Here is a 19,616-nt window from a genome sequence, read left to right on the forward strand (position 1 = left end):
CGGCTGGTGCGGCACGATCAGCTGGACGGTGAGCTGCCACGACTCGGCCGCGGGCGACGCTTCTGTGCCCGCACAGGTGACGCGGCACCGGAGGGCCGACGCCCTGGCGACCTTGAGGGTTGCGCCGAACGAGGGCGGATGCCAAGATGGATGAGTCTCGATTTATGTCGCCGACGTGCCGATAATAGAACGCGCTTCTTATCGCGTCCCCGGCCGATATTCTGGGCCGGGGATCAGTTATGTCGACGGGGGAACATCATGACACTCGGCCCGCAAACCAGCCTATCCGCCGGTTGGGACCGTGAACTGGGAATCAACCTCCACTGCCACGTCCGCGCTTTTCGGGAGGAGTGATACGTGCACTTCAAGGTCCTGGGTGCACTCGAAGTGGAAGCCGTTGGTTCACCTCTCCCGCTCGGCGGGTTCAATCAGCGGGCAGTTCTGGGTCTGCTCCTGTTGCACGCCAACAACACGGTGGCAGCCAGCCGCCTGATCAAGGGCCTCTGGGGCGACACGCCACCAGCGACGGCTCGCAAGATGCTGCAGAACTACGTGTCTCGGTTGCGGTCGCTGCTGGCCGCCTCGGCACACGGCGAGCGCGCGCCGGTCCTGCTCACCTCACCTCCCGGATACCTGCTGCGAGTGCCGGCTGAAAGCGTCGACCTGATCCGCTTCGAGCGGCTCGTCGAACGCGGCAACGCCGAGGCGCACTCGGGCGGCACCGAAGCGGCCGCCCGTACTCTTCGGGAGGCGTTGGCCCTGTGGCGGGGCCACGCGCTGGCGGATCTCGTCGAGTTCGGTATCGAGTGGCCAGAGCTGTCCGCGGTGCAGAACCTCCGGTTCGCCGCGATCGAGGCGTACGTGGATGCCGAGCTCTCTCTCGGCCGGCACCAGGCGGTCCTCGACGAGTTGGAACGGGCCGTCGCCGACGCTCTCCCGCCCCGCGAACGGCTGTGCGGCCAGCTGATGCTCGCTCTCTACCGCAGCGGCCGGCAGGCCGACGCCCTCACCGTCTACCGCCGGCTGCGCGAAACCCTCGCCGACCAGCTCGGCCTGGATCCCGGCCGGGCACTGCAACAGTTGGAGCGGCAGATCCTCGACCACGACCCGTCGCTGATGCTGCCGGCTGCCACCGAGGGCGTCGGGGCTGCGCATCCTGCGCGGGTCGCGGCCGTCCCGGCCGCCGGCACGGCGGTTCCGGCGCGGCAGGACCGTGGCGAACCGCCGGCCCACCCGGTCCACCAGCCACCGCCGGTTCCGGTCGTCAGCCCCGAAGCCGACCAGCCTGGCACCGAACCGACTGTCGGCCCGCCGGCAGGCCGGAAGGAGCAGGCACCCACAGTGTCGGTGCGGACCGAACGCAAACGGGTGAGTGTCCTGCACATCCGCACCCGGATCGAATTGCCGCTCGGCACCGACGATCCGGAGGACATGGCGGAGGTGCTGAGCAACCTCGACGGGCTGATCAGATCCGAGGTGGAGCTGCTCGGCGGACTGGTGCAGAACTTCTGGGCCGTCGGCTCGGCCTGGCTCGCCCTCTTCGGTGTCCCGTCCACCGGTGAGGACGACCCCGAACTGGCGGTGCGGGCGGCGTTGGCCATCCGTGACCGGATCGCCACCGGCCCGTCACCGACCCGCTGCGGTCCGCCACAGATCGCCGCCCAGATCGCCATCGCCACCGGAGACGCGCTGGTGACATACCGACCCACCGGCGGCGTGGGCGACGGGTCGCCAGACGTACAGGGCAGCATGCTCAACACCAACCTGCGGGTCATCGACGAGGTTCCGCCCGGTGCGATACGGGTCTGCGACGTGACCCGGCAGGCCACCGCGGACGTCTTCCACTACTCGCCGCAGGGCGAACCGACTCCACGTGACCCGGCTCCGCCCGCCCATCTGTCCGGGCTCGCGCCGCTGGTCGAACGGGACCGCGAGATGGACATCCTCGGCAATCTCCTGGCGGACACCCATCGTCGGCGCCAACCGAACCTCATGACCCTGCTCGGCGAGGCCGGAATCGGCAAGACCCGACTGGTCGCCGAGTGGCTCGCGACCCTGCGACAGGGCGTGCCCCCGGCGCGGTTGCTGACCGGCACCTCACCCGGTCCGGGCACGGAGCCGATGGCGCCGCTGCGGGCCATAGCGCGTTCCTTCGCCGGGATCACGGAGACCGACTCCCGCACCGTCGCGGAACGGAAGCTACAGGTCGCCGTCCACGGCCTGCCGCAGACCTCGGGCTCCACCGCGTGGCTGCTCTCCCATCTGCGTACGCTGCTCGGCTGGTCCGAGCCACCGATGCCGACCGCGATCCGCCACTCCTTTCCCGCATGGCGGCTCTTCCTGGAGGCGGTCGCGGTGGAACAGCTCACCGTCGTGGTGCTGGAGGACCTGCACCGAGCCGACGACCTGCTCCTGGACTTCGTGGAGGAGCTGGCAAACCAGACGACGGGCGTACCTCTGTCCATACTCGCCACCGCACGGCCGGAGCTGTTGCAGCGCAGGCCGTTCTGGGGCGGTGGCATGCGCAACGCCACGGTCATCACGCTGACACCGTTGTCCGCCACCGGCACCTGGCATGTGCTGGAGTCGCTGGCGTTGCACCACGGCATCTGCGCGGGAGCGCAGCAGCCCGGTCCCGGTCCGGTTCCCGGACCGGACCGTGGCCGGGAGGCGGCGGTCAGCGCGCAATGTCGGGCGCTGCTGCGCCGGATCGGCGGCAATCCACTCTTCGCGACCGAGTACTTCCGGATGCATCGTGGTGAGATCCCGGCGGCGTCGGCGGGTTCGGCCCCACCCGTGTCGCAGGAGTACTCCGCCAACAAGCTGTTGGAACTGCCACAGTCGGTCTACAACACGATCGCCGCCCAGCTCGACACGCTGCCCGCCGTGGAGAAGGCGGTACTCCAGGACGCCGCCGTGTTCGGTGACGTGGTGTGGCCTCGTCCGGTCGCTGCGCTCGGCAACCGGGACGCCCAGGAGGTGGCCCGGCGCCTGGAGCAGTTGGAGCGCCGCGACCTGGTCGACCGGGTGCACAGCGCGTCGGTGCTCGGCCAGAACGAGTACGCCTTCCGCAGCATCCTCATCCGTGACGTGGCCTATTCCCAGTTGCCCCGCTCAGTCCGGCTCGACAAGCACCACCAGGCCGCCCGGTGGGTCGAGCATCGGCTGCCAGAGCACCCGCATCTGCTCATCCACCACTACTGGCAGACGATCTCACTCAGCAGGGACGCCGGGCGGCCCATCGAAGCGCTCACCCGGCACGCCCGCACGGCGTTCGTCATCGCGGCGGAGCGCACCTCGATGAAGGGGCACCAGCACGCCGCGTCCCGGTACTACCAGGCGGCATTGGAACTGTGCCCGCCCAACGACCCGGGCCGGGCGCAGTTGCTTCGACGGTACCGGGACGTGGTGCACGTCAGCTGAGCCCGGCGGGCGGGTGCCGGGTCAGGCCGCCCGTTGAAGGTAGGCCTCCAACTCCTCCACGGCGCGCGGTGCGCCGCCGGCCTCCCGGGTGTGGGTACGCATCTGCCGGGCCCGCTCCCGCATCTCCGGGTCGTCGGTCACCGCCGCGACCGACTCGCGGAGCAGGTCGGCACTGATCTCGGTGGGGTCGAGTTGACGGGCGATGCCCAGCTCGACAAGGCGCCAGGCGTTCGGCACCACGTCCGGCCACGGCGGCACGACCACCATCGGACATCCCCAGTAGAGCGCCTCGTTCACGCTGCCCATACCGCCGTGGGTGACGAATGCGTCGGCGTGCTCCAACACCTTCAGGTGCGGCACCCACCGGTGGATCTCGACATTCTTGGGCGGCGCGCCCAGGTCGGCCGGGTCCACGCCCTCGCCGACCGAGATCACCACGTGCCACGGACCGTCCGCGAAGGCGGCCAGGCAGGAGCGGAAGAATTCGGTGTCACCGTTGTGCACGGTGCCGAGGGTGACCAGGACGACCGGCCGACCGTCCGACGGTGGCCGCCAGTCGCCGAGGAATCCACGCTCGCCCAGGCACGGCCCGACGAAGGCGAAGCGATCGTCGAAGGTGGCACCGGCCGGCTGGAACTCTCGGGCCAGGAACACAAGGTTCTGCCCTTCGACGGCGGTGACCAGCTCCATCGGGTCCAGTTCGACGCCGTGTGCGGCCAGCATGCCGGCCATCCGGGGGAAGAACTCGGCCATCACGCCGTTGTCCATGCTGGCGGGGCCGGCAGCCTTCATCATCTGCTCCGGGAACGAGTAGTGCTCGTTCGAGGCGAAGACCGGGCTGAGCTGCGTGGCGGGGCGTCCCCAGACCCGGGCGAGGATCCGACCGGCCTGCAGCAACGCGCCGTCGTAGGCCACCAGATCCGGCGGGGCGTCGGCGAAGTGCTCCCGGGCCGCCCGGATGATGGCCTCACACTCGTCGAGCAGCAGCAACGGGACCCGGCCGGAGTCGGCGCCGCCGATGACCGACATCGGGTCCACCGAGTCGTAGGACAACACCTCGGCACCGGCAGAGCGCACCAGGTCGGCGTACTCGCCGACGGCGGTGTAGACGACCCGGTGGCCACGCTCGACGAGCCCGGCGACCAAGGCCAGGGTCGGGAAGACGTGCCCGCGCGCAGGCATGTTCACCATCAGAATCACGTTACCCATTGGTCTCCATCCAGATCACCAATGCCGGAGTCGGCCCCACGCAAATGACTCGGAAACCCGGGCATCGACCCAACCCGGTTCGTTGCAACGACCGTACCGATGGCATGGATTGATCGTCCACCCCCAACATCTCACCGAGGAAGGGCGATGGCCGGAAAATTACCGGGGGCTTCCCGCGCGAATGCCCATCGCCGGAATACTCGTTAGCCATGACGACGGCGGCCTCCTCGACAGCATTTCTCGGCATAGACATCGGCGGCACCAAGGTGGCGTTGCGGGCGGAGGCCGACGGCCGGAAGCCGTATCTGGCCACCGTCACCTGGCCTCCCGGCGACGACCGCGGACGCGACCTGGCGGCACTCGCCGCACAGGTCAGGGAATTGACCGAGGCGTGGGGTCCGGTGATCAGAAGCGTCGGCGTGGCGATGCCCGCCACCACGCACGCCGGCCGGGTGACGGCCTGGCCGGGGCGTCCGGGGTGGACCGGACTCGATCTGGACGCGACACTCGCCGACCTGTTTCCGCAGGCGCAGCGGGCCTGGGCCGACGACGGCGACCTCGCGGCAATCGCGGAAGCGGACGCAGCCGGCGTCTCTCACGCGGTCTACCTGGGCGTCGGCACCGGCATCGGCGGCGGGGTGGTCCTGGCCGGGCAGCCGGTACCGGGGCCACGGGGGTCCTGCGAGGTCGGGCACATCGTGGTCGACCTCGACGGGACCCGCTGCGACTGCGGTCGCCGGGGCTGTGTGCAGGCGTTGGCCTCCGGTCCGGCCACGCTGCGCCGCGCCGCCGAGCTGCGGGGATCGCCGGTCGGCTTCGCCGAGCTGCGGGACGCCGTCGCCGCCGGAGCGGAGTGGGCGACGGGTGCCGTCCGGGCGTCGGCGCGCGCCCTGGCCGCCGCAGCGGTCAGCCTCTCGGAGCTGGTACGGCCGTCCGTGCTGATCATCGGGGGTGGATTCGCGGCGGGCACACCGGGCTATGTCGACCAGGTCGCGGCGGCGACAGCCGCGCTGGCCCGGCCTGGTCACCGCACGCCCCCAGTAGCAGCCGCCACGCTGGGCGGGCTCTCCTCGTTACACGGGGCGTTGCTGCTCGCCCGCGCGCGGGGCGAATTGCTCCCGCCAGTCGATCCGTCCTAGACTGTTCTGTACCGATCAATCCCGCACGGACCAATGGAGAGTAGACATGGCGACCACGCACCCCGGCACCACCGTTGAGCAGCGCACCTCGGGAAAGCAGATCTGGCTGGCCGGCCTGCTCGCCGCCCTCGTCTCGACGGTCATCAACGTGGTGCTGGCGCTCGTCCTGCGCGCCGCGCTCGACATCAGTGACGAGTTCAGCCAACTCCAGCCGGTGGCGGTGGTGCTCAACACCGTGGTGGCGACCCTGCTCGGCACCGCCCTCTATCAGCTGATCAGCCGGCGTGCCCGGCGTCCCTTGCGCACCTTCGCGATCGTCGTCGGTGTGGTGCTGGTGATCAGCATGGTGCCGCCGCTGCTGCTGCTCGGCATGGAGTCCTCGCCGCACTACCCCGGGCTCAGCAACGCCGCGGCCCTGGCGCTCCTGCCGCTGCACCTTCCGCCGGCCGCAGTACTGCTGTACCTGCTCAGCCGGTTGCGCCGTCCCTGACGTCACGGTCGCGGACACCGGCTCACCGCCGTCGACAGCGCGCGTGCACACCCGGTGTCCGCAGACCCACCCGCCCGAACAGTTCGTCACCGGGCGGAAACATTAGCAACATCGAGCGATGGGTGTCCTGTTGCTCGATGGTGGACAACAATTTTCCGTCTCTCGACGATCGCTGGATAGGCTCGACCGGCACACGATGCGCCTCGATGGCTGACGCCACAACTGATCGATCTCGGGGGAACGATGCAGCTGGTCGAAAGAGACGGGCATTTCACACAGCTCGACAAACATGTCTCAGAGTTTGTTTCCGGGGCAGGTCGGCTCATTCTTCTACACGGTCCGGTCGGAACAGGAAAAACCGCACTACTGCAACATTGCGTAGATCGGGCGGCGGCAGCAGGCGCCCTCGTGTTGAGCGCGGTCGGCTCAGCCGCCGAGGAGTCGCTGCCCTTCGGCGTGCTGGGACAGTTGCTCCGTGGTTCCCCCCTGCCGGCCGAGGTGGTGGCCCGGCTCTGTCCCGCCGCGTGCGCCGCGGACCAGACCGCGCCGGACGAGGCGGAGACCCTGCGGCTGTACCACCGGCTCTGCGTGGCCCTGCTGGACCTGGCCGGACAGCGTCCACTCGTCGTCACCGTGGACGACCTGCAGCACACCGACGATGCCTCGATGCAGTTCGTCGTGCACCTGGCAAGGCGGGTGCACACCGCACCGGTGCTGGTGGTCGTCACCGACGACCTCGACCAGCGCCCCGACCGGTGGTCACTCCGCTCGACGCTGCGACGGCAGCCCAACGTACACGCCACCGGTGTGGGCCCGCTCTCCCCTGGCGGGGTCGCCGAGCTGATCCGACGGAATCTCGGCGAACCTGCCGCTCGTCGGCTCGCGACCGGATTCACGACGTTCAGTGGCGGGAACCCGGCCCTGCTGGAGGCGCTCGTCGAGGACCACCGCTGCGGCGGCGACGTACGCGTCCAGGGCTACGGCAGGACGTTGCTGGTCTGTCTGCACCGCAGCGATCCGGAAGTGCTACAGGTGGCCCGGGGCCTGGCCGTCCTCGGTGACGACGCCGAGCCGTCCGGCCTGAGCCAGTTGACCGGGTTGGACTTCGACGCGGTCGGACATGCGCTGCACACCATGGTCACCGCACGGTTCCTCGTGGACAACGGTTTCCGACATCCGGCCGGGCGGACCGCGGTTCTGGACGACCTCAGCGCCGACGAGCACACCTCGTTGCACCTGCGCGCCGCCCGACAGTTGCACGATCTCGGTCACGCGGTGCCCGTGGTGGCCCGCCTCCTCGTCGACGCCGACCGGGTCGAGGAACCTTGGTCGATCTCCGTGCTGCTCGCGGCGGCCGAACACGCGCTTGTCGGTGACGACCCCCACACGGCCACCCGGTGCCTGGAACTCGCGCACCGGGAGTCCCATGAGCCCGGCGAGCGCCTCACCATCCTGGCCCGGCTGACTCAGGCGCAGTGGCCGCTCAACCCGCTGGCGGTCACTCGGCACCTCGCCACGTTGGCCGCCCCGGCGAACGCGGCCCGGCTGAGCCGGCAGGACCGGACCGCGACCGTCCGACAGCTACTCTGGCACGGCCGCACGGCCGAGGCGGTGCCGGTGCTGGAGGGGTTGCGCGAGACCAACGCCGGGACGGCGCCGGAGGCCGCCGCTGAGCTCGCCGACACCGAGCTGTGGCTCGCGCACCTGCACCCACCCCTCGCCCGACGGAGCGCTCCGGCCGCCTCGCTGAACGCACGGCGGCCGGTCCCGGTGACCACGCGGACCGACCCCTGGTTGCGTGCCGCCGCCACCATGTCCGAGCTCCTCGGCCGCGGGCAGTTCGGCAAGGCGGCCGACCACGCCCAGACGGTCCTGCGGGACCTGCGCCTGCGGCGCGGCACCGCCTGGACCGAGGAGGCGGCGCTGATGGCGCTCCGGACCCTCGTCTCGGTCGACCAGTGGGACGTGGCGGGCGACTGGTGCACCCGCCTGCGCGGGGACTGCGACGAGTCGACCGCGCCGACCTGGCGGGCCATCTTCGCCGTCGCCGCCGCCGGCCTCGCGTTTCGTCAGGGCGACATGCCGGCTGCGCGCGAGCTGGCGGAGGAGGCGATGACGGTCCTCTCACCGAGGGCCTGGGGTGTGGCGGCTAGCCTGCCGGTGGCGTTGGCGACGCGTGCGGCGACGCGAATGGGACGGTTCGACGAGGCCTCCCGGTATCTCGCGCTCCTGGTCCCGGAGACGCTCTTCGAGACCACGTACGGCCTGGACTACCTGCACGCCCGGGGCGACTACTACCTGGCCACCAACCACCCGCACGCGGCGCTGTCCGACTTTCTGGCCTGTGGCGAGCTGATCCAGACGTGGGACCTCGCGCTCGCCGCGCCGGTGCTCTGGCGGACCAGCGCAGCCGAGGCGTGGCTACGGCTCGGCAACCACGACCAGGCCGGACGGCTCATCTACGACCAGCTGGCCCGTCCCGAGGCGTCGAATCCCCGGGTCCGCGGCACGGCGCTGCGGTTGCTCGCGCTGATCAGCCCGCTCGCACGGCGCCCCGCGATCCTCACCGAGGCGATGGAGCTGTTCGAGGCCTGCGGCGACCGGTACGAGATGGCCCGGGTGCTGGCGACGTTGAGCCGTACCCTGCACACCACCAACAACCGGCGCCGGGCGCGTACCGTCTTCCGCCGCGCCTGGCACGTCGCGAAGATGTGCGGCGCCACGCCGATCTGCAACGAGTTGCTCGCCATCGACGGCGACCTGGGCGTGCTGGACGGTGTCTCGTCCAGTTCCGACAGCGTGGAAGCGCTGACCGACTCCGAGCGCCGCGTCGCCTCGCTCGCCGTGATGGGTTACACCAACCGCGAGATCGCCATGAAGCTGTTCATCACCGCGAGCACCGTGGAGCAGCACCTCACCCGCGTCTACCGGAAGCTCGGCGTACGCCAACGCAAGGAGCTGCCGGCCAACCTGTCGGTCGAGACGGCCTCGACGCGGCGTCGACGGCTCAGCTCCTGAACCGTCGGGACGGACAAGCAGCGTCGAAGGGAGATTTCGCCGTGACATCAGCGACCAACGCGCCGACGCGACATGCGGCACCTGCCGCCCTGCCTCCTGGCTTGCAGGAAGTCGTCGACCGGGTGTTCGCCCGCTCCGCCGCGCAGCAACCGGCCTGGCCTGACCTCGCGGCGGCCCGTGAGGTGGTCGACACTCTGGCCGGGGCGCCCGCCGTCACCACACCGGAGGAGACCGACCGGTTGGGTGAGCTGCTTCGCGCCGTGGCTCGCGGTGAGGCGTTCCTGCTACAGGGCGGCGACTGCGCGGAGTCCTTCAGCGACGACTCGGCGCACGTGCGGGCCACCGTACGGATCCTGTCGCAGATGGCGGATGTCATCGCCGCCACCGGACCGCCGGTCGTGGTCGTGGGCCGGTTCGCCGGCCAGTACGCCAAGCCGCGCTCGGCCCAGGTCGACGCGCTCGGGCTGCCGGTGTACCGCGGCGACATCGTGCATTCGGCGCGTCCCACACCCGCCGCCCGCCGACCCGACCCGACGCGGATGCTGCACGCCCACGACCGGTCACGGGCCACCATCGAGTTGGTCCGCGCGCTGACGGGGGAACCTGCCGGTCGGGAGATCTTCGCCAGCCACGAGGCGTTGCTGCTGGACTACGAACGCTCGGCGTTGCGGGTGGTGGAGACATCGGGCGGACCACGGCTCTACGCCAGCTCCGGGCATCAGCTCTGGGTCGGCGAGCGGACCCGACAACCGGACGGCGCCCACGTGGCCCTCGCCGAGCTGATAGCGAATCCGGTAGGTGTGAAGATCGGCCCGTCTACCACACCGGACCAGGTCCTGGAGTACGTACGCCGCCTCGATCCGCACCGCCACCCGGGCCGACTGACCCTGATCGCCCGGATGGGTGCCGGGCGTGTTCGGGACGCCCTTCCGCCGCTGGTCGCCGCCGTGGCAGGGTCCGGCCACGAGGTGATCTGGCAGTGCGACCCGATGCACGGCAACACCGAGGAGTCGGCGGCTGGCTACAAGACCCGTCGCTTCGACCGGGTCGTCGACGAGTTGACCGGGTTCTTCGAGGTGCACCGGCAGGCCGGCACCTGGCCGGGCGGCGTGCACGTGGAGCTGACCGGGGAAGACGTGACGGAGTGCCTCGGCGGGCCCGGCCAGCTGACCGAGGCGGAGCTGGCCGGTCGTTACGAGACTCCCTGCGACTCGCGTCTGAACGGCGCCCAGTCGATCGAACTCGCCACCGTCGTCGCCGGTCTGCTGGGCGACTGACCGTTAAGGAAGGCCCCCGGCGCACTGCCGGGGGCCTTCCTTACTTGGGCCTGGGCCCGGTGGAACGGGCCCTAGAGGGGAGCGGCGCCGCCGGGCCTGCCGGATGGGAGCACCCGCAGGATGCCCCACATACCGGCCGCGGCGAACGGCGCCCGGGCATCGGCGTACAGGTAGTCGCCGCTGTTGCCGGCTCCTCCCCCGGCCCCACCCAGCCTGGCGTCCACCGTCTCGCCCGCGCCGAGGGTGCGGGTCGAGACCTGCGGCGAGCCGTGGATGCGTGGCTCCGGCCGGAACGCGTGCCCGCTGACCGTGAACGGGTGGAGTTGGTCGGAGGCGCCCACGCCGACGCGCAGAACCACCGGGTCGCCGGTGATCGCACGCAGGACCGGCGTGCGGGGCTCACCGTGGTCCGCCGAGCTGAACGCCGTACCGAAGGAGCCGGTCACCGACGCCCGTGTGTAGTCGTCGGGATGAGCCGTCAGTCCCAGCCGCTCGGTCAACGGTTCGCTGCGGTAGTTGACGTGGCTGTAGGCCTTGTCGGCCGATCCCGCGTTGCCCTCGGTGCCGGGTGGCGCGCCGGGCACCGGGGGGATCTGCCGGTTGGCCGCCGTCGGGCTGTTCACGCCGCTGCCGGCGACGAACTCGCCGTAGGGCAGGACACCGCGCGCGAAGTGCTGGTCGGTGGTCTGCATGAGCAGCGCGAACTCGCGGAACGCCGGTGCGCCGGGGGGCCGGATGACCGCCCCGGTGCTGGTGGCGTCCGGTCCGAGCGGTTTCCCGGTCGTACTGTCCGACCAGGTGGAACCGGCCGGCTCCACGATCAGCATGCCGTACCCGCCGTGCCGTAGCGACGCCACCGACGCCAGGTTCTGGAACAACGAGGCGCCCAGTTCCCGGTCGGCGTGGAAGGTGTACGTCGCCGTCTGCCCGGGCGCCACGGTCGGATCCGGGTTCAGGCCGATCGCGGCCCCTGCGGCCAGTTGCTGGTTGCGCAGCAGCTTGGCCAGGTCCAGTCCGGCCCGGTGGCCGCCGTAGCGGGAACCGGGAGTGGTCTGGTTGCGCAACGTCAGCACCACACAGTCCCCTGCGTTCGCCCGCAGCACCAGCGGTTCGACCGATTTGTGTCCGGCTCTGACGGCGGCGACGTCTGCGGTGAGGACATAGATCACACCGTGCGGATCCGCGTTCGGGGCGGTGGGTAGCTCCTGGTTGATGACGGAGACGTCGTACCGGAGCTGGCGGGCCGGGCCGGGGCAGGTCGGCGACGTCGCGGTGACCACCGTGGGGTCCGGTGTGCCGTCGGCCCGTCTGGCCGACGCCGGATCCGGACCGGGTGCCGCCTGGGTGTCTCCGGTCGCGGGTCGCTGTCGCGGGAAGCCCGCCCCCGGTGCCGGTGGTCGGTGTCCGGGCAACGGCCGAAGGTCGGCCTGGCGCCGGTCGTGTACCCGGAACAGCCCCCACGCGCCGCTGTCGAGCGCGAACGTTCGGGTGCTGTAGTACAGGTAGTCACCCGGACTGCGCGCCGGACCGCCGGCACCGCCGTCCATCACGAAGTCGAACCGCTCGGAGATGCCGGTGGTGGCCGTGTCGACGAGTTGCCCGGCACGGTCGAAACGCTCCTTGCGGAACCGATGGCCCTGTACCCGCAGCGACTCCGCCCGGTCGTTGACCCCGACGGTGCGGATCACCACCGGGTCGCCCAGGTAGGCCCGGAGCAACGGAGTGTCCGGATCGCCGTACTTGACGGAGGAGAAGACGTACGGGTCCACCGTGGTCACCGTGGCGCGGACGGTGTTCGCGTCCGCTTGTTCCGGCGGAGCCGGGGTACGGGTGAAGGCGTTGCGACATCGTGCCCCGTTGTACTCGCGTCGCTGGTCGGTGGTGGTGGGGTCGGCCGGGGTCGCTCCCGGCGGTGTTCGCTCGCCGAGCGGGGCGGCTCGCAGGTTGATGCTCCCCTCCTCGCACTCCTGCCCGGCGTTGAAGGGATTCAGCCCGTCGACCGAGGGCGGTGCGGTCAGCTCGGTGCGTCCACGCCTGCCGTTGTGCAAGAAGATCGTGAACTCGCGGAACGCGCCGGCCTGGCCGACCCCGACCGACCCCGACCGGTTCACCACGTCGACGATCGTGCCGCTCTTGACCTGCTTGCCGGTGCGGGGATCATGGTAGGTGGAGCCGGGCGGCTCGACGATGTGGGCGGCGAAGAGCCCGTGCGCCCACGACCGGATGGCATCCACGTGGTCGTGCCAGAAGACGGTGCCGGTGTCCATGTCGGAATACCACCGGTACTGAACGAACTCCACTGTCACCGGCTCGCCGGCCGTGTGGCTCTTCGTCAGCGGTCGGTCCAGGACGAGCCGGTCACCCTCGATGGCCGTCACCGTCCGCACCTCGACGTTCTTTCGGCCGACACCGATGCCGATCGCGACACCGGGACGCAGCTTCCCGACCGTGTCCACGGTGATCTGCCTGCCCGACGCGGAGGTGAGTCGGCGGCCGTCCCGGCCCGCCGCGAAGACGGACTGCTCGTACGCGAAACCCGCCACCACACCGTCGGACCCGAGCGGATCGAAGAGCACCAGGTGCGTGTGCATGTTCACCTTGCTCTGTGCCGCCGGGTCAAGCTCGCTGCCGAAGGTCAGCGCCACGCAGTCGCCGACGTTCGAGCGGATCACGAGGGGATCGACGGGTTTGGTGCCGGCGCGTACCGCGTCCTTGTCCTCGTTGAGCACGAAGATCCGGCCGTGATCGTCTCGTTCGCGCGCGGTGGACTGCACCGCGACCGATATCGCGGTGATGTCGAACGGTCGCACCGGGGCCCGCTGCGGACAGATGCCGTTCGGGCTGTCGCGCCCGGCGGTGTCCCCGAGACCCGGCGTGCCGGAGTGGCCGCCCGGAGCGAACGGTGGACGCATGCCCAGATGCGGGCGCAGCATCGGGTACGCCGGCCGTCCGGTCGTCGGGTTGAACAGGATCTCGGGCCGCGTGCCGGGGTTACTCGGGCGGTAGTTGGCCCACGTCTCGGTCGTCTCCGGCTCGCCGAGGTAGACCGGGGCGTTCGTCGGGCCCGACCGCACCCAGTCCCATACGGTCGCGTCGTCCGGATCGGGGGTGCCGGTCTCGGTGCCCCACCGGGCGCCCGGTGGCGGCAGGTACCCCTCGACGAGGGTCTCCAGCGCCACCTGCCGGGAGGGGTCTCTGAGGCGCGCGCGGGGGACCACCTCCCGGCCCTGCACCCGGTGGCCGATCAGTTGCGCCGAGGTCACGCCGACGGGCAGGGCCGCGGCCCCGGGCAAGGGGGCGAGGTCGGATTGTGCGGTGTCGAAGACCCGCCACAGTCCCCACATGCCGGCGACGTAGTGCTGCCCGATGTGACAGTGGTAGAGGAAGTCCCCCGCCGCCTGCTGGCAGCCGCCCGCGCCGCACTCGTGCACCAGGTCGAAGCTCTCCCGTGGACTGATCGTCTGTGAGTCCAGTCGGATCGTGGTTCCTGCGTCGGTGCCGTCGGGGTTGGCCAGCCAGCGCGTTCCGCCGCCGTGCACGTGGTGGACGTGCAACTGCTCGAACCCGGCGTGCACGACCCGGGTCTTCGTCGGTTCGCCCAGGTAGGAGCGGGGCATCGGGGTGGCCGGGTCACCGTAGGTGTAGGAGCTGTACGCCAGGGACTTGTTCGCCTGCTGCGCCGCGCTGCCGCGTCGAGCCTCCAACTGAAGTCGACGGTGGAACGACTCGCTGCGGTAGTTGATCGCGCGGCTGGCCGGTCGGTAGGCGCTGGTGCCTCCGCCGCCCTCGGTCGGGACCTGGGGTGTGGGCGGGCGGACGTCGAACATCGGCAGTGGTCGCCCGTACTGCTCCTGGTCGCCGACGGGTACTCCCGGATCCTGACCGATCGGGATGCCCTCGTCGTTCTCCCGCAGTGGACGCCGCAGGTTGAAGTTAACGTCGCCGATCTCGTGGTACATCAGCGTGAACTCGCGGAATGCGGGTCCGGCACCGGGTCTGACCATCGCCTCCCAGTTGTTCCAGCCGGTGTCCGAGGTACGGTCGACACCCGTGACCGGGTCGTACCACCGGGCTCCGGCGGGTTCGGCGACCAGCGCGCCGAAGAGCCCGTGGGCGGTCAACTGGGTCGACTCACCGCCGCTCTGGAAGACCTTAGCGCCCTCCCCCATCGACGGGTCCAAGAAGTAGCGGTACTGGCGGGTCTGCCCGGGCGCGACCATCACCGCGACGGGATTCGCGCCGACCGCCTGCCCACCGTCGCCGCCGGCCGCGTCGTACGCGACCCCGGACATGTCGATGGAGACCGACGGCACGCCGCCGGGCTGTAGCAGCGCCGGGTTGCCGAGCGGACCACCGCGCGGTGTCATGGTGAGCTTGTTGGTGAGGTTGATGACCACGCACTCGCCCAGGCGGGCACGAATCACCAACGGCTGGATCGGGTCCTGGCCGAGTCCGACAGAGACCTTCGCGGCGGCGGGGTCGTCCCGATCCATCGCCGAGGCGGCCAGCAGCGCGGCCTCCTGGCGGCGCACGTCGTTCTCCCGCTCGGCGAGTACGTACATGAAGCCGTACGGGTCGTGGTCGCCGAACCGGTTGACCGTGATGTCCAGGTTGATCGCCGAGACGTCGAAGGTACGGCGCGCGGCGTTGTCACAGCCGGTGGGGCCGGCCCAGACCGGCTCCGCACCGGCCGTCGGCACCACGAGCATGGCCGACAGCAGCAGCCCGGTGGCGGCCAGCCGACCCGGCACGCGCCGGTCACCGGGGCCGGGTGGACGTGCGAGGTCATCCCGGACGCGGTGCAGGCCGTACTCGGCGAACAGCACGCAGATCGTGGCGACCAGCAGCAGCACCGGAGCCGCCCGGACGGCGGTCGCGAGCGCCTCCGCCAGCGGGCGCGTCGCGCTGGTCTCGGTGGCGGTGCGGAGGAATGCCTGTACCGCTGCGGCCGGCACGTAGAACACGACCGCGGTGACCGCGAGTGCCGCGGACCGGACGGCCCGGTCGCCGATGGCGCCGCGGACACGGTCGCGCGGCACGGTCAGCGAATCGACCAGACCCACCGCCATGGCCATCAGCGGCAGCGCGACGGCCACGTCCACCAGCAGACGTCCGACCATCCCCGGAAGGGGATCGGTGAACAGGCCCCGGTGCAGCCAGAACGCAGCGCCGACGGCCAGCAGCAACGCCGGCAGCAGTGTGCTGCGGTAGCCGTCGGGGCCGGCACGGCGGGTACGGGCGATTCCAGTCCCGGTCTCGGGCAGGGTGGACCGACGCGATACGCGCATCGAGGACTCCTCGTCGTGCGGGCGGGGCGGGAAGAGCTAGCCGTGGCCGTGGTGCCCGGTGGCGTCGCCGGAGATCCTGAGCTCCAGCCGCCGTACCCCGCCGTCACGTTCCCAGGTCAGGTACAGCGGTGGGTCGTCCGGGCCGGGCACGATGGTGTCGAAGTAGAGCACGCCGTGTACGGCGGTGCCCGGGGCCAGGCGGGCCAACCGGCCGATGGTGTCCGAATGCGGCCGTTCCCGGCCGTCGATACGGCCGCCGGCCAGTGACACCTCGGCGACCAGGTCGAGCGCCCGGACGGTGTGACCCGAGTTGACCAGGGTGACCGGCACGCCGAGCCGCATGTCGCCGCCCTCCGGGGCGCCCGGCATCATCTGCGCCGGCATCTGGTATCCGGCCTGGCCGTCCATGTGGTGCGCCGCCATCGCGGTCCAGCCGGCGTCACCGGGAGCGAGCGTGACGCCGGCGAGGCTGGCGGTGGCGGTGGACGGCGGCGTGACGGCGTCCCGCACGGCGAGCACCAGGCCGGCGGCGGCGAGGGACGTGGCGGCCACCACGAGAACGAGACGGACGAGACGGCGTGGGCGCCGACGGGTCGCCGTGGTCGGCCCCGGGGAGTGTTCCGTCGCGTCGAGCGTCAGCAAACCCATACCGATCCCCCACGACACGCACGTCCGTCGCCTACGGCTGGGACGTTACGGTCAGGGTGCGGGCCGGCCTACCCCTATCAAGCCCCTGACATGGGCCGGGAGCAGCGCTCAGGCCAGTCGGCGCTCGCGGCGGCGCGGCGCCCGCTCGCAGGGGACCAGGCTGGCCAGGCGGCCGTCCACGAGCTGCGCGAGGCTGTCCATCAGGATCCGCCTGTTCTCCACGGGCAGGGCCGAGAGAACGTCGTCCTGGATCTGAGAGACGATGTCCGCCGCTTTGGCCACCAGCCGGCGTCCCTTCGGCGTGACGGCGATGATCCGTACCCGGCGGTCGGTCGCCGATGGCCGGCGCTCCGCGAGCTGCAGTCGTTCCAGCTCGTCCATGGTGGCAACCATGGTGGTCTTGTCCAGCCCGCAGAGCTGGGCCAATTGGGTCTGGGTGGTGTCCGCCGCCATGGCTTTCACCAGAACGCAGTAGGCGCGCGGGGTGATCCCCAGACCGGACAGTCCGGCGGTCTGCTCCGTGGCCAGCGCGTGACTCGCCCAGGAGAGTAGAAACATCAGGTCGTTGTCCAACGACACTGGCGCGGTGGCGGTCATCCTGCAAGCATAACGAGGACCCATCCGAAGCAGATGGTTTCGATGCGGAAGGTCCCTACGGAGGCGTCACATGGTCCCGGACACTCCAGGCCCCGCGCGTTGCCTGATCGGGTTGATCGGCACCGACGTGCACGGCTCGCTCAGTCCGGCCCTGCACGAGGCGGAGGCCGACCGGCGCGGTATCCGCCTGTTCTACCGCACCGTCGACGTGCGGGAAGCGGTCGCCGCCGGGGTCGCGCTGCCCGAGCTGGTGCGGTCGGCGCCGGCACTGGGATTCACCGGGCTCAACGTCACCCACCCCTGCAAGCAGCAGGTCGTTCCGCTGATGGACCGACTCTCCCCGGAGGCGGCCGCGCTCGGCGCGGTCAACACCGTGACGTTCACCGGTACCGGCGCGATGGGGCACAACACCGACTGGTGGGGCTTCGCGATGAGTCTGGCCCACGAGCTGCCGGACGCCCGCCGGGACCGGGTGCTCCTGCTCGGGGCGGGCGGCGCCGGGGCGGCGGTGGGCCACGCCCTCCTCCACACGGGGACCATGTCACTGTATGTCACCGACCCGATCCCGCAACGAGCGGCCGAGCTGGCCACGGCGTTCAACGACCGGTTCGGCCCCGGCCGGGCGACTGCAGTGGACGCCACCCAGCGGACCGCGTCGGAGGTGGACGGGATCGTCAACGCGACTCCGGTCGGTATGGCACAGTCCCCGGGCATGCCGCTGCCCGCGGAACAGTTGCGGCCGGGAGTGTGGGTGGCCGACATCATCTACCGGCCCCTGGAGACGGCGCTGCTGGCCGCCGCCCGGGCGGCCGGTTGCCGGACCCTCAACGGCGTCGGCATGCTGGCGTTCCAGGCGGCGGCGGGTTTCCGCCTCTTCACCGGTGTCGAGCCGGACCCGGTGCGGATGCTGGCGGACCTGCGGCGGGCGACGGGGCGACCCGAGGACCGCCCGGATCCTCGTTAGCGGCGTTTACCGGGCGACGCCCGACACCCGCGCCGTGAGGCTCCGGCGCAGTTCGGCCACGACGCCGTCCAGTTCCGCGGCGGTACGGCCACCGCCGTAGACGTAGTGGTCGGGACGGACCAGCAGGCCGCGGCAGCCGGCTCGGGCCAGCAGACGTCGGTAGGTCCCCTCCGTGTCGGCCCACTGCCCACTCCCCTCGCCCAGGACGACCACCTGCCCGTCCCGCGCCCGCAGGAAGGCCACGGTCTCTCCGCTGAGCCCCGCAGCCACTTCCGGCGTCACCAGCAGGATCAGCCCTCGGCCGACCACGTCGTCGAAGAGCCCGGTCACCCCGCCGGCGGTGACCCTGCCCTGAGGAACCAGCCAACCCGCCGCTCGGCTGTCGGCTCGTAGTCCGGTGGTGAGCGGCTGGTACATCGGGGGGTCCTGGGGGCGGCCGGCCATCCGCCGCCGGTTGGCCAGCATGGCCGCGTCCCGGTCGGCGGCAGCCGCCGGATCGGGTTGGCAGATGACGCGGCCGAGGTTCACCGACATGAGGATCGCGTGCTGGACGTGCGCGCGCCGCTCGACCTCGTAGGTGTCGAGCAACGCGTCCCCCGCGTGTCCGGACAGCACCAGGTCCAGCTTCCAGGCCAGGTTCGCCGCGTCCCGGAAGCCGGAGCACATGCCCTGACCGGCGAACGGCGGCATCCGGTGGGCGGCGTCGCCCGCGATCAGCATCCGGCCGGCCCGCCAACGCTCGGCGTACCGGGCCTGGAAGGTGTAGACGGCGTGCCGTGCCAGCACCGCGTTGCCCGGGTGGATGTCGAACGGGGCCAGCAGCCGCCAGGCGGCCTCCCGGCTGTCCAGTTCCGCCACGGTCTCGCCCGGGACGCGCATGAACTCCCAGCGCCGATGTCCGGGACCGGCCGAGACCGCCGTGGTGGGCCGCACCGGATCACAGATCTGCAGGTTGTTCGGGGTGAAGACGCGCGGCTCGCGGAGGGTCACGTCGCAGGTCAACCAGTCGTTGGAGAAGCCGAGGTCCACCTCGTCGACGCCCATCTGGGAGCGGACGAAGCTGTTCGCGCCGTCGCAGCCGACCAGCCACCGGGCCCGGTGGATCGTGTGGGAGCCGGACCGGTCGGCGGCGGTGACCACGCAGGCGTCGCTCTCCTCGGTGATCTCCACCACCTCCCGACCACGCAGCACCGTCAGCGACGGGTGGTCGGCGCCCCGTCGGGCGAGCGCCTCCTCCAGCCCCGGCTGGTACATCGAGGTGGAGTCCGGCCATCCGCACTGGCCGTGCTCGGCGACGTCGACCGACAACAGGACGTCGCCTCGGGCGTTGCGCCAGATGTAGTCCCGCGACGGCTCGCCGGCGTCGCCGAGTTCGCGCCCGACACCGGCGGCGGCCAGGATCCGTGCGGACTCGCCGTCGAAGGAGACCGCCCGGGGCATCGGGAACGGGCGCTGCCACTTCTCCAGCACGGTGACCCGGTGACCCCGCTGCGCGAGCAGCAGGGCCAGCACCTGACCGACCGGGCCGTACCCGACGATCAGCACGTCCGTGGTCATCGGGTC

The 19,616-nt window shown here is 71.1% G+C and carries 11 protein-coding genes; 6 read left to right on the plus strand and 5 right to left on the minus strand.

What is annotated here, in order from left to right; all coding sequences use genetic code 11:
* Window positions 1-357: 357 nt before the first annotated feature.
* Window positions 358-3,423, plus strand: a complete 3,066-nt coding sequence (locus ACIBO1_RS29795) for a BTAD domain-containing putative transcriptional regulator (RefSeq protein WP_396752264.1) — start codon at window positions 358-360, stop codon at window positions 3,421-3,423.
* 21 nt (window positions 3,424-3,444) lie between these two features.
* Here ACIBO1_RS29795 and ACIBO1_RS29800 read toward each other — a convergent pair whose 3' ends face one another.
* Window positions 3,445-4,614, minus strand: a complete 1,170-nt coding sequence (locus ACIBO1_RS29800) for a macrolide family glycosyltransferase (RefSeq protein ID WP_396752267.1) — start codon at window positions 4,612-4,614, stop codon at window positions 3,445-3,447.
* Between the two features lie 227 nt (window positions 4,615-4,841).
* Here ACIBO1_RS29800 and ACIBO1_RS29805 point away from each other — a divergent pair, with 227 nt between their 5' ends.
* The 4 genes from ACIBO1_RS29805 (at window position 4,842) to ACIBO1_RS29820 (ending at window position 10,556) form a co-directional block, all read left to right on the plus strand.
* Complete coding sequence (locus tag ACIBO1_RS29805) at window positions 4,842-5,771, plus strand: ROK family protein (protein ID WP_396752269.1); 930 nt, start codon at window positions 4,842-4,844, stop codon at window positions 5,769-5,771.
* 46 nt (window positions 5,772-5,817) lie between these two features.
* Window positions 5,818-6,261: a DUF6069 family protein gene (locus ACIBO1_RS29810; protein WP_396752271.1), complete on the plus strand. Its 444-nt coding sequence runs from the start codon at window positions 5,818-5,820 to the stop codon at window positions 6,259-6,261.
* A 243-nt stretch (window positions 6,262-6,504) separates the two neighbouring features.
* Window positions 6,505-9,279, plus strand: a complete 2,775-nt coding sequence (locus ACIBO1_RS29815; RefSeq protein WP_396752274.1) for an AAA family ATPase — start codon at window positions 6,505-6,507, stop codon at window positions 9,277-9,279.
* Between the two features lie 101 nt (window positions 9,280-9,380).
* Entirely contained in the window at window positions 9,381-10,556 is a 1,176-nt protein-coding gene (locus ACIBO1_RS29820; RefSeq protein WP_396752276.1) for a 3-deoxy-7-phosphoheptulonate synthase, read from the plus strand.
* Window positions 10,557-10,627: 71 nt separating this feature from the next.
* On the opposite strand, the gene ACIBO1_RS29825 is transcribed toward ACIBO1_RS29820, so the two are convergent.
* From ACIBO1_RS29825 to ACIBO1_RS29835, 3 genes are all read right to left on the minus strand, one after another.
* Window positions 10,628-15,844, minus strand: coding sequence for a hypothetical protein (locus ACIBO1_RS29825; RefSeq protein ID WP_396752278.1), 5,217 nt, complete (start codon window positions 15,842-15,844; stop codon window positions 10,628-10,630).
* A gap of 36 nt (window positions 15,845-15,880) precedes the next feature.
* On the minus strand, window positions 15,881-16,396 hold the full coding sequence (locus tag ACIBO1_RS29830; RefSeq protein ID WP_396752281.1) for a hypothetical protein: 516 nt from the start codon (window positions 16,394-16,396) through the stop codon (window positions 15,881-15,883).
* Between the two features lie 204 nt (window positions 16,397-16,600).
* Window positions 16,601-17,089 carry a MarR family winged helix-turn-helix transcriptional regulator gene (locus tag ACIBO1_RS29835; RefSeq protein ID WP_396752283.1) on the minus strand — a complete coding sequence of 163 codons (489 nt, stop codon included), beginning with the start codon at window positions 17,087-17,089 and terminating at the stop codon, window positions 16,601-16,603.
* Between the two features lie 70 nt (window positions 17,090-17,159).
* On the opposite strand from ACIBO1_RS29835, the gene ACIBO1_RS29840 reads away from it, so the two are divergent.
* The gene (locus ACIBO1_RS29840; protein ID WP_396752285.1) at window positions 17,160-18,053 is read left to right on the plus strand and encodes a shikimate dehydrogenase; all 894 of its coding nucleotides are present in this window, start codon (window positions 17,160-17,162) and stop codon (window positions 18,051-18,053) included.
* 6 nt (window positions 18,054-18,059) lie between these two features.
* Here the strand turns inward: ACIBO1_RS29840 and ACIBO1_RS29845 are convergent, their stop codons facing one another.
* Window positions 18,060-19,610, minus strand: coding sequence for a bifunctional 3-(3-hydroxy-phenyl)propionate/3-hydroxycinnamic acid hydroxylase (locus ACIBO1_RS29845; RefSeq protein ID WP_396752287.1), 1,551 nt, complete (start codon window positions 19,608-19,610; stop codon window positions 18,060-18,062).
* Window positions 19,611-19,616: the final 6 nt, after the last annotated feature.

Origin of the sequence: Micromonospora sp. NPDC049903 (genome assembly GCF_044460945.1) — a bacterium.
GTDB lineage: Bacteria > Actinomycetota > Actinomycetes > Mycobacteriales > Micromonosporaceae > Micromonospora.